This is a genomic window from Streptomyces asoensis, from assembly GCF_013085465.1.
Lineage (GTDB): Bacteria > Actinomycetota > Actinomycetes > Streptomycetales > Streptomycetaceae > Streptomyces > Streptomyces cacaoi_A.
Genome location: NZ_CP049838.1, coordinates 3,395,196 through 3,409,591 on the forward strand (window position 1 = coordinate 3,395,196; position 14,396 = coordinate 3,409,591).

Below are 14,396 nucleotides of genomic sequence, written 5' to 3' on the forward strand. Positions count from 1 at the left end.
CGTCGATCGGGTCAGCCGAGTACGTAGCTCTCATCGCCGAAGTCAGCAACGATCTTCAACTTGCCGCCGAGCGCCTTGACGTAGGCGGCGAGGGTGTCGACCTCACTGCGCTCCAGTTGACCCTTCTCGATGCGTGAGACGCGGGCCTGGGTAACACCCATGGCTTCGGCAACCTGAACCTGTGTGGTGTGCTGCCGCTTCCGCAATTCGGCGAGGCGATGTACACGGGAGGCCAGGACCATCGCCTGCGCCCCCTTCTGGATCTGGTCCTTTTCGGCATCGGTGAAAGCGAAATCCTCGGCCAGGCCTCCCCAGGAGACGGCCTGCGGATCCTTGAGGTGATCAGTCATCGTGCCCCGTCCTCTCCATCGATTCGCTTCAGATGCTCCGCGTACGCCTGCTCCGCCTGGGGCACCGCGACGCCGTACCAGCCGGACCAGTTACCCGCCTTGTCACCGCCGACCAGGATCACGGCCTGGCGGTCCGGGTCGAACACGAACAGCAACCGCACTTCCGTGGCCCCTGCCGAGCCGGGGCGGAGCTCCTTGAGGCTCGGCAGCACCGAGCCCTTGATCGTGTCCACCAGGGGCCGACCCAGCGCGGGACCTTCCTCCTGAAGGGCAGTGACAGCCTGGCTGACCTGAATCAGCGTTTCGCGGTCGGTGCGGCGCAGTCCGTGAAGCCACGAAAGAGCCGGTTCGACCACGACGATCCTCCAAGCCATGCAGGCGTCCCCATCTGCAATTTATTACACTGACAGCATACACCACTGACGTTATAATGGCAGATGCGCGACCGGGCCGGTCAGGTTGGCCAGCCCTCGGGTCTTCAGAAACACGTCCCGTCACGATGCCCTGGGTGGCGACGGGAAGACGGAACGGGTCAGTTCTCGAACAGGCTTCGGTTCGACTGGCTCCAGACCACCCTGCCGTCAAGTTCCTGGAGCAAGCCCTCAGCGACCCAGGTCGCCTGGGGTTCATGGCCTTGCCCTGCCAAGCAGCGTACGAGTTCGATGTTCTCCTGCTGCCTGGCGATGACGGCATCAACCATGCCGGGCGCCGCGGGAAGGCCGTAGGCGGTGCAGAACAGTTCCAGGCGCCTACGGCGGTCGGGCGGTTCCGGGAAGCGCAGCCACCTCAGGCACTCGGCGTCGCTGCGGAAGGGGGCAACGTACTCGAGCGCGTAGGCCACATCGTGCAGTCGCGGAGCCGGGCGTGCGAAGTCCCAGTCGATGATCCCCACGGGCCGGTGATCCTGCCACACGACGTTCCACGGGCCGAAGTCTCCGTGGCAGATCGCCTCGCCTTCGACGGACTCGCCGCCCGCGCCGACGGCCCAGGCCGCTCCCTCCGGCGGGGAGAAGCCCACGGTCGCGTCATGGAATTCACGCAGCAGCCGGGCAAACGCAGACAGACCTCGCTCGTTCACCACCTTGGCCCAGCCCGCCGACCCTGACTCCCCTTCGAGATAACTCAGGACCTCGCGGCCCTGCTCGTCGAACCCCAGGGCTCGGGGCGCGTACGGAAAACCCACCGCTTCCAGATGTCGCAGCAGTGAATGAACCGTCACAGTCCATGGCTGAACGGGCCTGCGGATCGTGTCACCGATACGCACGATCTGCCGATGAGGGTGATCTTGCACAACGTCTTCGCTCGCCACCCGCATGACGCTACCCACGTCGCGAGCAGCGCAGCACATGGGCAACTGCGAGCAACGACCAGCGGCCGGATACCTCCCCGCTTATTGGCCGCCGCCGGGGATTCTCAACTGGCCCCTGAACGACATCGAGGATCGAGCGGCACGAAGGCGACAGTCTCTCCACAGCGCAGGCAGGCCAGGTCTCGCCGTACGCCGGCCTGCGCACGAGAGGTGCCGGCATCTGCGCCGCCTCCGCTGCTGGCCCGATACTCCACTGACCACGCCGTGGACGGCAGCCCCACGCCCCCACAACAAGCAGATGGGACAACGAACCTGCCCGGGGACACCGTCGGCCTGGACACGTCGGCGTCGCCCCGGCCCCTGCCCGGCCCCTGGATCTTGGCATCGAGCCCCAGAGCGGCCGTCCCGGCAGCCGGCAACAACCTTGATCTCCCACTCCACCGCAGGTCAGAGGAGTTGGAGGTGCCCCGAGCGCCGCCGGACCCCAAACCCCCGAGCAGCGGATTCAGTCCGTTCAGGCAAAGTTGACGGTCCGGCACCCAAAAATGAACGTTTCCGCAGGTCAGAAGCCTGCACAGGTGGGGCGGGTGGGACTCGAACCCACGGCCGACGGATTATGAGTCCTTCGAGGATCTTGGCGGCCCTTGTCGATCTACGCTCATCCTTGACGTTTTTGCAGCTCAGAGAGGGTTCGGGGCATCTCCCCTTCTCAGTCTTTGTCAGCCTGTTCCTATCCTTGTGTCCAACCAGCGTCCCGAACACGTCCCGGATGGACAAGCGCCCCCAGCTCAAACGGAGTCTGCACAGTTGGGGACCGGGACCGGAAACCATGCGCAGCGGATTTCCATTCATACCGGCACGTTGAAGCTGCCCCTGACTGCGCTGCACTAGAGCACCGGCCCACTCGAGCCGCACGGCTTCAGGAGACACGAGCGCCATTTTGCGCCACCCGCTACGACTGAGCGCGACGACGAAAAGGGCAGGGCGCGACAGCAAGATAGGGATTCTCAGGGCCCAAAACCCCCCGGTCAGCCCATAATAGGTCAGCAGGATGCATCTCCACCAAAAACGAACAGCGATTCGAAGGGTCCCGCACATGGCGTTACCGATGGGGGGCGGCGGATCCGCTCAACGGCCGGGACACAGTCACTGGCCGACGGCGAGCCTTCTCGGCGGACTCTCCGAGGAGCCCCGCGAGCAGATGATCCGGCTCGGGCGGCGGGTGCGCTTCGAGCGGGGCGAACGGCTGCTACGGGAGGGCGAGTACGGCTCGTACGTGTTCCTCCTGCTGAGCGGTTGGTACAAGGTGCTTGCCAGGACGCAGGACGATCGCGAGGCACTGTTGGCCGTCCGGGCCGGTGGTGACCTCGTCGGCGAGCTGGCCTGTTTCGACGCCCAGCCCCGGGTCGCCACCGTTGTGGCCGCCGGTACGGGCAGCGCGAAGCTGATAGGCCGCCAGCAGTTCCTGGACTTCCTCGCGGCGTACGAGGAGTCGGCGCAGGCCGTGATGTGCGCAGTGGCCGGGAAGCTGCGCTGGGCGACACGGCGACGGCAGGACTTCGGCAGTTGCCCGGTGGGGACGCGGGTGGCCCGGGTCCTGCTGGAGTTGGCCAGGGCCTACGGGCGCCCCTGCGCGACCGGGGTCTCGATCGGAGTGGCGCTGACCCAGCCCGAGTTGGCGGAACTGGTCGGCGCCTCCGAACCGAGTGTGCACCGGGTACTGCGTTCCTTGCGCGAGCGGGGCGTCGTCGAAACCGGCTACCGCCGGGTCCTCGTCAGGGACCTACCCGAACTCACGATCGCCGCCGACTCCGCTCAACGGACCGTCCCCGCGAACACCAGCCACAGGGCCGCCGCGACAACCATCGCGCCCAACCAGCCGACGGCGCGGCTGGTGTAGACGTTCTTCAAGGCGGCGATCCTCGCGATGGCGTGCGCGGTCGCCCATGCCTGGGCCGCCAGCCGCTCGCTGTCGGCACCCTCGTGGTCCGCCGCGTCCAGGGAGAACCTGTTCGGCTCCGAGTGCCGCCCCGTACGCGGCCGGATGACCTGCACCAGCAGGTATCCGGACACAGTGAAGGTGAGCACGTAGGCGAGGCAAGCCAGCCAGAACAGTACGGCCGGCAGATCCGTCGGCGCCGGAGCGCCGACCGACCCGATCTGCGCGGACACCACTGCCGCGAGCCCCACGTGCACCGTGACCAGGGTCCCCGCCTTGGTATCCGCCTGCTGCGTGACCTGCTGGAACGACGCCATCGCGGCAACCGCTGCCGCCAACTCCCTTGCAGTCGCGTCATGTTCGGCCATCACTCAGTGCCCGCCGTGGTGGAAGTGGTGGCCGGGGTCGTGGTCGACGGGGTCGTGGTGTCCCGGATCGTCGCGATGGGGGTCGGGGTGGTAAGGATCCTGGTGGTACGGGTCGCCGTGGTACGGAGCAGGGTGATGCACCTCGTCGTGATGCGCGTCGGCGTAATCCGCGTCCTGGTGGTACAGGTCGGCATGGTACGGAGCAGGGTGATGCACCTCGTCGTGATGCGCGTCCTGATGGTGCGGACCCGTGCCATGGGAATCGGGATGGTGCAGGTCCCCGTAATGCGGGGCGGTGTGATGCACGTCAGCGTGATGCGGGCCCGGGAGCCGGGGGGTTCCGGGGTGCCCGCTCCCGTGATGGCCGCTCCCCAGGTGGGCACTCCCCTGGTGGGCGCCCCAGTGGTGGGCGCCCGGCTGCTGGCCTCCCGTGCGGTGGCCGTCTGCGCTATCACCGTCGCGCGCATCCATCTCGTCCGGGCCGTCGAAGTCCTCATTGCCGCCCCCGTACGAGACGCCCGTGTCAGGGACGGCCAGCGCCCACTCCCGCAGCGTCTGACCGTGAGAAATCACCGCGGCCGCCACGTGCGCGACACCCAGTGCCGGTACGACGAACTCACGCATCGCCGTATGGGCCGGCGAATGCCCCCAGATCACCGGCTCCGGCCGGGAATCCCGGACCGGAGCCGAGGGCGGCACATACAGCCAGGCACCGCAGGCGAACTCCTTCTTCACGACGGCCACGTCGATCCGGTGGAACTCGGCGGCCAGACCACGCCCGTCGGGCAGGATCACGTCCCGGTACATCTCGTCCGGCACGGCCAGCGCCAAGTCGCTGCCGTCTTCGTTTTCGAGAGCGTCGCGCAGTCCGTCCGCGTCGGCTAGCCGGTTGACCAGCACCACGGAGTCGCCCAGGTAACCGCGGTCGGCCCGGGAGACCGATCCCAGCGCGAGAGCGGCCCGCATTCGCATCCGGCCGAAAGCACCGGGTGTGCGGTTCGCCTGGTAGAGGCCGTCACGCAGGCCGAGGATCAGCGCCGGGACCACGCGTACGGCGTCGATCCTGGCCGGGAAGACCACCAGTTGGCCATCCCCCTGCACCTGCTGCTGGGCACGGACGCGCAGCACCCGGGCCCGGCGCAGCGCGTGCTCGACCACGAGCCGGAGCCGGTACTGCGCGTCCTCCTGCGCGCGGTAGCCGTGACGGCTGTATTGGCGCAGGTCCACGGCCAGGCACAGCCGTCTGCGGTAACGGGCCATCACATCCTCGTCAACTCAGCGACCATGTCACTGATCTCGTCGTCGGCGCGGCTCAGGAGCCCGTCCAGCCGGTTCAGTTCGCCGCGGCGCCGCTCGACCGCCTCCTCGCCCTGGTCCAGGGCCTGACGGGCGGAAACCACACTGCGGGTGAGTTCCTCGATCCGGGAGGACATGCCCTGCGTGATCTCCCGCTGCATGGGCTCCATGGTGTCCGCGGCGAAGGCCCGGGCGGCCTTCTGGGCCTCCTTCGGCGCGGTCAACCGCAACTGGGTGGCCATCGCGCGGCCGATCTCCTCCCGCATCTTCTTCTCCACGCGCTCACCGGCGCCTTTGCCTTGGAGGAAACCCTGACCGATCAGGGCCGCCACCAGCACGGGCAACCCGAACGGGGTGAGCGCCCAGGCCGCGCCGATGGCGAAGGCGGGCAGGAAGGTACGCAGCGCCTCCTTCGCCCCGAACCGCGCTCCGACCAGGGCACCCGCCGGCCCGCTGAGCACGAACCCGCCCAAGCCCGCCAGGAACTTGGTCAGCGGCTCGTCCTCCCGGCCTTCGCCCGCGTCGGCCGCCCCGGACGCCCCGTGCAGGTCGATCCGGAGTTTCTCCAGGGCCGCCTCGAAGGAGGTCAGTTCGGCGTTCATCCGTTCGGCGAGCCGTTCCAGGTCCTGCTCGATCACGGGTTTCAGCGACTCGCCCACCCAGAGGGCGACCTTCTCCTCCATCGCCTTCGCCGTGCCGCCGGCGATCTCCTCCGCCACCTGCTGGGCTCGCACCTTGGCTTTCAGGGGGTTCATGCCGAGCGTGGTGGTGATCTCTACGTCCTGTGCGACCAGCGGCGCCTCGTCGGCGACGGCCGCGAGGAAGCCCCCGAGCAGGGTCTCCACCCGGTCCTGCAGCGCCCGGGTCTCGTTGCGGATGTCCAGGGTGATCTGCTGCGCCTGCGCCTCCAGTTCCCTGAGGGGCTGTTGGGCGGCAGCCCAGCTCCGTTCCAGGTCACCGCTCTCCACTTCGAGCATCTGGAGCTCGGAGGGGATGTTGCGGCGCAGTTCCCGTGCGACGCCGCGCAGAGAGCGGGCCGGGGCGAGCAGCTTGACCTTGTGCCGCTCGGTCACGAGATACCGTTCCAGCTCCTGCTCCAGCACGTCCACACCAGTGCGGCGGAACGCCTCGTCGTCCTCAGCCATCCGGGCGCGCAACGCCGACTTGCCGTCGACGAAGAAGAACCGGCTCCGGTCCCGGTCCTCGCCCCGCAGATCGGTGACGCGGCGCCGGGCGGAGGCCATGACGTCGTCGCGCTCGTGATCGTCGATGGCGTCGAAGTAGGTGAAGACGAAGAACGGGTCGTGCGCGCTCAGGTACTTCTTCAGGAACGTGGACTCGCTGATGCTCATCGGGGCGATCGCGTGCTGCAGGAAGATCACCGCGTCGGCCTTGCTGAGATGCGTGAGGGTGATGTCGTCGTGGGTCTCGTACGCGTTGAGGCCGGGCGAGTCGATCAGTACGACGTTGTGGCGGCACAGCTCCAGCGGCCAGACCACCTCGGCCTTGACGTACGGACTGCGCTCGTCGCCGGACTTGTGGTTCACCGTGATGAGGTCGATGAGCCGGTCCGGGTCGACGGCTTCGGGCTCGGCCGCGTCCGCTGTCCACAGCAGCGCGGCCGGCGACTCGCCGAACCTAACCTCGGTGACCACGGCAGTGGCGGGAACCGCCTTCACAGGCAGAACGGAGTCTCCCAGCAGGGCGTTGACGAAGGTGGATTTCCCGCGTTTGAAGTCGCCGACCACCATCACGCGGAAGACCTCGTTCTCGATCCGTTCGAGCAACGCCGTCACATTCCTGACGGCGCCGTCGTTGCCGATCTGCTCGGCGACCTTCTCCGTCCGGCGGCACATCTCGGCCAGCCGCAGCCGCTGCTCGGCGGCGGCAGCGTACCCGCCCTCTTCGGTCGTCATGAGCAGGCCGTCCTCTCCTTGGTTCATTCCTGTTCCTCCTCGGCCCGCACGCCGTCGGCGAGTGCGGAGCGGATGCGGGCGGCCAACTCCGCCGCCGCGCTCGCCAGGCGCGGCCAGTCCGTACCGGATGCCGATGTCGCTTCGACCGCCACCCGCCGGGCGTCCGCCCAGGCCCGGTGGGATTCGCGGAGCCGGGCGAACATGTCCGCGTAGACATCACCGAGCGCGTCGACGGCCCGCCGCTGGAAGACCCCCGCGCTCTCGTCGACCGCTCGCACCAGGACGGCGTCGACCTGGCGGCGCTGCTCCTCGGTGGCGTTCCTGATGTACGCCTCGGCCAGCAGCCCGCCGACCAGGCTGAGGGCGCTGCTGTAGATCATCGGTGGCGGGCCGAACCGGTCAAGGCCCGATCGCCGGCGCTGGCGGTCGGCAGCGATCAGGCAACCAAGGATCGAACCGCCCTGCGCGCCCAGCCGGGTGACCAGCCGAGTCCTGGACAGGCTGGAGACCTCGCCGGAGATGTCCGGATCGGTGGACAGCTCCAGCGTGGCGGGCAGCGGGCTGCGTGCCGCGCCCGGCAGCCTGCGTGCCACTTCCCTGTCCAGCCAGTCGGTGTCGGCCGCCATGGCCGGCAGCAGGACCGTGCGCTCGGAGCTCCGGGCCAGCAGCGACAGTTCGTGCCCCAGCCGGACCGGCAGGTCGCGTTCCCACCAGGTTCCCGGTTCGGAGGCGCGCTCCAGTTCCCAGCGCAACCGTTCGATGATGCCGTCGCGCCCCTTGTGGACATGTTCACGCAGCCGGACGCCCAAATGGAGCTGACGGCCCGTCATGTCGATCCGGAGCTGCTCCCACTGCCTGTCTTCGCTCTCCCGCAGCGCCTGCACCAGCTTGGCCCGTTCCGCCGCCTCCTCTTCCGGCAGCCGGCCGACCGCGTCGGCCTCGGCGGCGATCCGGGCCATGGCCTCGCAGTGGTCCGCCACCTGGGCGGCGATGCCCCGGTCGCGCCACAGCGCCCGTTCGCTGTCCCGCGCGTAGCCCTCCAACAGCGAGCGCAGGGCGGCAAGTTCGGACTCTCCGCCGCCTGACTCCGGGGCGGTCAGCACGGGCAGGCCGGCCAGACCGGACAGCCGCTTCCTGAGGTCTTGCACGGACTCCTCGCGGTCGTCGCCGTCCACCAGGTCCAGCATGGTCACGACGACGGCGACGAAGGGTACGTGCCGACACAGGACCTCCTCCTCCAGGAGGCGCCGCTCCGTGATGCTCATCGGGGAAAGGGCTGAGACGACGAACAGCACGGCGTCGCTTCCGGCCGCGGTCCGGCGTACTTGCTCGAACTGCTCCTCCGTACCGGAGTTGACCCCCGGCGTGTCGACAACTTCGGCGTCCAGACCGGCGAGCCAGTCGTCGGCCACCGTCACGGTCATGGCCGGTTCGGGGGGCCCGGCGGGAGTACCCGGCTCCCGTTCCGCCGGGGGGCCGGTCAGCCCGTCCCAAAGGGTGCCGTCGTCGAGCTTGCGCAGTTCACGGCGGCCGTCCGGCCAGCCGAGGGTCAGCCCCTCCTCGTCGGAGACCCGGATCACCACAGGCGCCCGCGTGACCGGGAGGGGCCCCGTCGGCAGGAGGTCACGGCCCAGGAGCCGGTTGATCAGGGTGGACTTGCCGCGGTTGAACTCGCCCACCACCGCGATCCGGAACGCGGGACGGCCGCGTCCGGCGGCTAGCAGGGCCAGGGCCTCCCGGATGTGGTCCTGCCCGTGGTCCTCGGCGAGCCGACGGGCCTCCCGGAGCCACCCGGGGGCGGCGGTGCCGGCATCGGTGAGATGGGCGGTGGCTTCGGCCTCCGGCGGAGGGCCTGCCTCGGGTTGGGATGTGCTGCTCACGGTCATGGCTCCTCGACATCGGGGACGGTCCGGCTGGTCTCCCTGCGCAGGGCGGCGACTTCGTCGCGGCGTCGCCGGGCGGCCGTCGCGGTCTTCTCGGTGTAGGCGATCCCGGCGGCCAGTTCGGCCCGCCGCCGGGCATGGGCCGCGGCGAGGCGGGCGATCTCGTCGCGCCACTCGTCGTCGTACTGTCGGCGGAGTGCGGCGATGCTGTCGCCGAGACCCTCCGCGACGCTCGGCAGGCAGGCGGCGGCGAGAGTGTCGATCTCATCGTGCGCGGCGGCGATGATGGGACGGGCCTGCCACAGGAACTGCTCCCGGGTCGCGTCGGGGCCGCGGCGCCCGACGAGTGCGCCGAGCGCGCCGCCGATGACGGTGCCGATGCCCGGGGCGACCAGACTGCCCGCCAGGGCACCGGCCATCGCGCCCCCACCGGCGCGCCAGTTGCCGCTGGTGGTCAGCTGGGTGCCGATCGCGGTGAGTCCCCGGTCGATGCCGGCCATGTCCGGGGCGAGGGGCTCCGGCCACACCACCTGGGGCACCGGGGGCGCCGTCCGAGCCTCGCCGGCCAGGTCGGTCAGTGCGCTGTACTGGGCCGCGAAGTCCCGGGCGAGTTCCTCGGCGGCGGCGGTCAGTACCTCGCCGGTCCGTTTCGCCGCCGTGCGGACGGCGTGTTCGGCGTCCCGCCGCAGGTGGCGCCGGACCAGCCGGGACACCGCCTCCGCGACACCGGGCAGGTCGTTGATCTTTTCGCCCCCCACCGCGTTCTGGACCTTCACCTCGAGCGTCGCGCGGGACTGCGCCGAAGTCCGGGCCAGGGCGGCGGCGTTCAACTCGGTCCCGGCCCGCGCCCGGGTGCGCGCGGCCCAGGCATCGAGGAAGGCGGGGAAGTCCGGGAGTGTCAGGGCCGCCAGTTCGCGCTCGCCACGGCTGAGCGCGGCGCGCCTGACCTCGGCGGTCTCCTCCACCGCCGACAGCAGCTCCGAGAGCAACCCGAGCACCGTGGCGGCGACAGCCGACCGCCGGCGGTCCGCGGCGAGCCGAGCGATGCGCGCCTCCACCTCGCGGAACGACGCGAGATGGCCGGACCCGCCCGGCTCCCGGACGCCGACAGCGGCGACCTCGTCCAGCGCCTTGCCTGGGGAGCAGGGCAGCAGCAGCGGATCCGCGCATCCCAGCTCCCTCAGCCGCCTCTCGACCACCTCGACGGCTTCGGGGCGTTCGTCATCGTCGAGCAGGTCGAGCTTGGTGATGACGAACGCGCACCGGTCGTGGTGGTCGCGCAGCGGCCCGGTGAGGAAGTCCACCAGGGTCAGCGACATCGCCGCGACGGCGGGCACCACCACGAGCGCCACGTCCGCCTGCCGCGCCGCGGCCTCGGCGAGGTCCCGGTGCCCCCGTTCTGTGACGCTGAACCCCGGGGTGTCGATCAGCGTGACGCCGTCGCCCAGCAGCCGGACCGGCGAGAGCACCCGCAGGCTGCCCACCTCGTCCGCCAGTGCCGTGGTCAGGACCAGCCGCAGTGCCTGCTCCAAGGTGTCAGCCGACGCCCCTCTCTCCCGCCCCGCCCACCCGGCGAACGGCACGGACGGCCACTCCAGTAACAAGTCGTCCGCGGTGCTCACCCTCAGGCCCTCGGTGTCCTCGCGGTATTCCAGCACCGTGGTCGTACGGGTCGTCACGAGCGCGGAGGAGGGCAGCAATCGGCGCCGCAAAAAGGCGTTGAGCAGCGTGCTCTTGCCGCTGGACGTCTCCCCGAAGACCGCCACTCGCAAGTGCGGGTCGGCTGCCCGCGCCCGGACCGCGAGAAGCCGGGCTCGCAGCTCGTCGGAGCGTTCGGCCGGAAGACCGAGACTGTCGAGCAGCCCCTCGATCCACCGCAGATGCCCGGTGACCACCGAGGTCCAACCCGCTCCGGGACCACCGTCCACTACCAGCTGTTCCGTCACGGCGTCAGCGTACGAACGACTGAATGGTCAGCTCCTCGTCACATGATGGGATCGGCGGCAGCAGTTCCCGGCGCGACGAAATTCCCGGCGTGTGGTGAGCAGCTACGCGAAGGCGACAAGCCGCCGACTGTCACACATCGACAGTGACCGAGCATCGGAACGCACTCAGCTACCAGCGGTCCGTAACCCGAGCACCTGGGCTGGACGAGACCCGTCTTCGACCGCCCCGACGCCCTGCCCGCATGAACCACGGGGCACCACACGAGAGGGCCGAGTGACCACCCGGGACCGTTTCCTCTTGGGACAGTTCCTGGCACCCAGGGGAGTGCGCGGGAGGGACCGAACCATCCCGGCCCACAACACTGACACCGGTGGACGATCCCGTAGTCGACCACCGACTTGTCACACCTCGTGGCCACGTCTCGGAGCCTCGCCACGCGACTCATCAAAAAGTCCCTGGGCCGTTTCCCGCACCTCCGGCCGACCTCAGCAGCGGCTCTGTGATCCAAGGGCTCAGGCCCAGCCTCCTGCCGCCTCACCGCGCCGATTTCCCTACCCACCCATGGCGCACGTCGACTAGACGGCTGACGGAACAGCCCGGTCCGTTTCCCTGCGTCCTGCGAGCGTCCCGAATCAAGGCCCCGCCCAGCCACAGGAGCCATGCGCGGCGAGCTCACCGCATGCAGACTGGAACATCAGTGCTGGTCAGAGCCGCCCGAACACGAGCGTCGGCCACGAGGTTGGACTCACGAGCAGCGGATTCAATCCGTTCAGGCAAAGTTGACGATCCCGCAGGACAAAATGAACGTTTCCGCAGGTCAGACCACGTGAAAGGTGGGGCGGGTGGGACTCGAACCCACGGCCGACGGATTATGAGTCCGCTGCTCTAACCGGCTGAGCTACCGCCCCATAGCGGCGTGTCGCGTACATGTGTGCGCGCCGTCTGCCGCAGCATAGCCGCTCATACGATCTCACGCTTCGGCTGGTGGACCTTGCACGACCATGGGGACAGCGCCCCTGGCCTGCACGGTTCCCGCCGACATGAAAAAGGACCCCCATGGGGTCCTCGTTCACGATGCTCCCCCGACTGGACTCGAACCAGTAACCTGCCGGTTAACAGCCGGCTGCTCTGCCAATTGAGCTACGGAGGACCGAGCTCCCCCGACTGGACTCGAACCAGTAACCTGCCGGTTAACAGCCGGCTGCTCTGCCAATTGAGCTACAGGGGAATGCCTCGTTTGCATCGAACGTACTCACCTGGGTATTCGCCAGGAAGCGCTCGCTCGCTGCGACACATACATTAGCGCAAGCAGGGGGGTGCTCCGCCAATCGGTTCCCCCCGGCGCCCATGTCGTGCCAGGGACCACGCAAGGAGAGGATGGCCGTCATGCGCTACAAGCTCACGTTCGTCGTCGGGCTGGCACTGGGGTACGTACTGGGCACGCGTGCCGGGCGCGAGCGCTACGAGCAGTTGAAGAAGTCCGCGCGGCAGGTCGCCCAGAACCCCGCCGTGCGCAACACCGCCGAGACCGCCGCCCAGCAGGGCCGCCAGTACGCGGGCAAGGCGTACCACGCGGTCAGCGACAAGGTCGGCGACCGGATGCCCGAATCGGTGGCGGGCCGGGTGCGGTCCCTGCGTGACCGCAACAGCAACGGCGCGGGTGGGGACGACTGGGGCACCAGCAACACCTAGCGGGGCCTTCGAGGCGCCGGGAGGGTCGTCCCGGCGCCGCGGTGATGTGACATATGCGGTGCCGTCACGGGGGCTCGACCAGCGACAACGCCCCGCGCTGGGCAGGAGCGGGGCACCCCGGCGCTCTCCGCGGCCCAACCCGAGCGGCGCGTGCGGCAGAATTTTCGTCATGGGGATAGTCGCCGGGTTGGACAGTTCACCCGATTTCACTCGTATCGTCGTCTGCGACGCGGACACCGGAGCCGTGCTCCGGCAGGGGTATGCGCCGCATCCGATGGAAGGCGCCGAGAGTGCGGGAGGGCGGCCCTCCGATGTCGATCCGCAGGCCTGGCTGCTGTCCCTGGGCGAGGCCGCGGGCGGTGGGCTGCTCGAAGGCGTGCAGGCCATCGGTGTGTCCTCGCAGCAGAACGCCGTCGTGCCGCTGGACTCGCAGGGCAACACCGTGCGGCCGGCGATGGTCGGCGGGGACAAGCGGGCGCAGGTCGCGGCGGCCGATCTGATCGACGCGGTCGGCGGGCGCGAGGCATGGGCGCAGGCGGTGGGATGCGTCCCGCAGGCCGCCCAGCCGGTGACCAAGCTGCGCTGGCTGGCGAAGAACGAACCGGACGCCGCCGCCCGGACCGCCGTACTGCTCCAGGCCCACGACTGGCTGGTGTGGCAGCTCCTCGGGAGGCCCGTGCGTAGGACCACCGATCGCGGCGGGGCCTCCGGGACCGGGTACTGGTCCGCCGCCACCGGCGCTTATCGGCCAGATCTCGTCGAGCTGGCGCTCGGTCACCAGGCCATGCTTCCCGAGGTGATCGGACCGTCCGACGCGGCCGGTACGACGCCGGAGGGGCTGCTGATCTCCGCCGGGACCGGCGAGACCATGGCCGCGGCCCTGGGGCTGGGAATCGGACACGGGGACGCGGTCGTCTCCCTCGGCGCCTCCGGGTCCGTGATGGCCGTGCACCACGAGGCGCTCGTCGACCAGAGCGGGATGATCACCTCGCTGGCCGACGCGACGGGCATGCACCTGCCGGTCGTCACCACCCTGAACGCCGTACGGACCCTGCGCGGGGCCGCCGAGCTGATCGGGGCGCCCGATCTGGAGGCGCTGTCGGACCTGGCGATGAAGTCGACGCCGGGGTCGCACGGGCTGGTCATGCTGCCCTATCTGGAGGGCGAGCGGACGCCCAACCTGCCGCACACGGCCGGGACGCTGGCGGGCCTGCGCCGCGAGTCGATGAAGCCCGAGCACTTCGCGCGGGCCGCCTTCGAGGGCATGCTGTGCGGGCTCGCGGACGCGCTCGACGTGCTGCGCGGCCGGGGCGTGGAGGTGCGGCGCATCTTCCTGCTCGGGGCGGCGGCCGAGCTGTCGGCCGTGCAGGCGGCGGCACCCGCGCTGTTCGGCGCGCAGGTCGTCGTACCGCAGCCGGCGGACTACGCGGCGATCGGGGCGGCCCGGCAGGCCGCGTGGGCGCTCGGAGCGTCGCAGGGCACCCTCGACCCGCGGACCCCGCCGGCCTGGCAGGGGGCGGCCGCGCAGGTCCTGGATCCGGGCGAGGAGCTGGCCGTCGGGCAGGCGGTGCGGCAGCAGTACGTGTCGGTGCGGGAGCAGACGCACCCGGGAGCGTTCCGCGGATAGGAGCGAAGGTTCCGCGGACAGGGGCGCACGGGGCGTACAGGGCGTATCGGGTGCGTGGAGCGCATCGGG

The 14,396-nt window shown here is 69.8% G+C and carries 11 protein-coding genes and 4 tRNA genes; 3 read left to right on the forward strand and 12 right to left on the reverse strand.

The window, feature by feature from the left end; all coding sequences use genetic code 11:
- Positions 1–11 precede the first annotated feature (11 nt).
- From G9272_RS15215 to G9272_RS15230, 4 genes are all read right to left on the reverse strand, one after another.
- Entirely contained in the window at positions 12–350 is a 339-nt protein-coding gene (locus G9272_RS15215; protein ID WP_171397087.1) for an XRE family transcriptional regulator, read from the reverse strand.
- Positions 347–724 (reverse strand): type II toxin-antitoxin system RelE/ParE family toxin, encoded by a 378-nt coding sequence (locus G9272_RS15220; protein WP_171397088.1) that lies wholly within the window; start codon positions 722–724, stop codon positions 347–349. The genes G9272_RS15215 and G9272_RS15220 overlap by 4 nt, the downstream gene beginning before the upstream one ends.
- Before the next feature lie 158 nt (positions 725–882).
- A complete protein-coding gene (locus G9272_RS15225) occupies positions 883–1,659 on the reverse strand; it encodes an aminoglycoside phosphotransferase family protein (protein WP_253267809.1) in 777 nt (258 codons plus the stop codon).
- A gap of 579 nt (positions 1,660–2,238) precedes the next feature.
- A tRNA-Met gene (locus G9272_RS15230) sits at positions 2,239–2,315 on the reverse strand.
- Between the two features lie 440 nt (positions 2,316–2,755).
- On the opposite strand from G9272_RS15230, the gene G9272_RS15235 reads away from it, so the two are divergent.
- Entirely contained in the window at positions 2,756–3,559 is an 804-nt protein-coding gene (locus tag G9272_RS15235; RefSeq protein ID WP_253267810.1) for a Crp/Fnr family transcriptional regulator, read from the forward strand.
- Here the strand turns inward: G9272_RS15235 and G9272_RS15240 are convergent.
- The 8 genes from G9272_RS15240 to G9272_RS15275 all read right to left on the reverse strand — a co-directional run bounded on the left by G9272_RS15240 (position 3,475) and on the right by G9272_RS15275 (position 12,236).
- Complete coding sequence (locus tag G9272_RS15240) at positions 3,475–3,966, reverse strand: hypothetical protein (RefSeq protein ID WP_171397090.1); 492 nt, start codon at positions 3,964–3,966, stop codon at positions 3,475–3,477. The two genes, G9272_RS15235 and G9272_RS15240, sit on opposite strands and share 85 nt — an antisense overlap.
- A 3-nt stretch (positions 3,967–3,969) precedes the next feature.
- Positions 3,970–5,226: a hypothetical protein gene (locus tag G9272_RS15245; protein WP_171397091.1), complete on the reverse strand. Its 1,257-nt coding sequence runs from the start codon at positions 5,224–5,226 to the stop codon at positions 3,970–3,972.
- The gene (locus G9272_RS15250) at positions 5,226–7,205 is read right to left on the reverse strand and encodes a dynamin family protein (protein WP_171397092.1); all 1,980 of its coding nucleotides are present in this window, start codon (positions 7,203–7,205) and stop codon (positions 5,226–5,228) included. Before G9272_RS15250 ends, G9272_RS15245 begins: the two co-directional genes overlap by 1 nt.
- Entirely contained in the window at positions 7,202–9,058 is a 1,857-nt protein-coding gene (locus tag G9272_RS15255; protein WP_171397093.1) for a dynamin family protein, read from the reverse strand. The genes G9272_RS15250 and G9272_RS15255 overlap by 4 nt, the downstream gene beginning before the upstream one ends.
- A 2-nt stretch (positions 9,059–9,060) precedes the next feature.
- Positions 9,061–11,007: a dynamin family protein gene (locus tag G9272_RS15260; RefSeq protein ID WP_171397094.1), complete on the reverse strand. Its 1,947-nt coding sequence runs from the start codon at positions 11,005–11,007 to the stop codon at positions 9,061–9,063.
- Positions 11,008–11,842: 835 nt separating this feature from the next.
- Positions 11,843–11,916: transfer RNA gene (locus G9272_RS15265), tRNA-Ile, on the reverse strand.
- A 169-nt stretch (positions 11,917–12,085) separates the two neighbouring features.
- Positions 12,086–12,158 (reverse strand) — tRNA-Asn (locus G9272_RS15270).
- Positions 12,159–12,163: 5 nt separating this feature from the next.
- A tRNA-Asn gene (locus G9272_RS15275) sits at positions 12,164–12,236 on the reverse strand.
- Positions 12,237–12,394: 158 nt separating this feature from the next.
- On the opposite strand from G9272_RS15275, the gene G9272_RS15280 reads away from it, so the two are divergent.
- Entirely contained in the window at positions 12,395–12,700 is a 306-nt protein-coding gene (locus G9272_RS15280) for a YtxH domain-containing protein (RefSeq protein WP_171397095.1), read from the forward strand.
- 169 nt (positions 12,701–12,869) lie between these two features.
- Complete coding sequence (locus G9272_RS15285; protein WP_171397096.1) at positions 12,870–14,327, forward strand: xylulokinase; 1,458 nt, start codon at positions 12,870–12,872, stop codon at positions 14,325–14,327.
- The last annotated feature ends 69 nt before the right edge of the window (positions 14,328–14,396 follow it).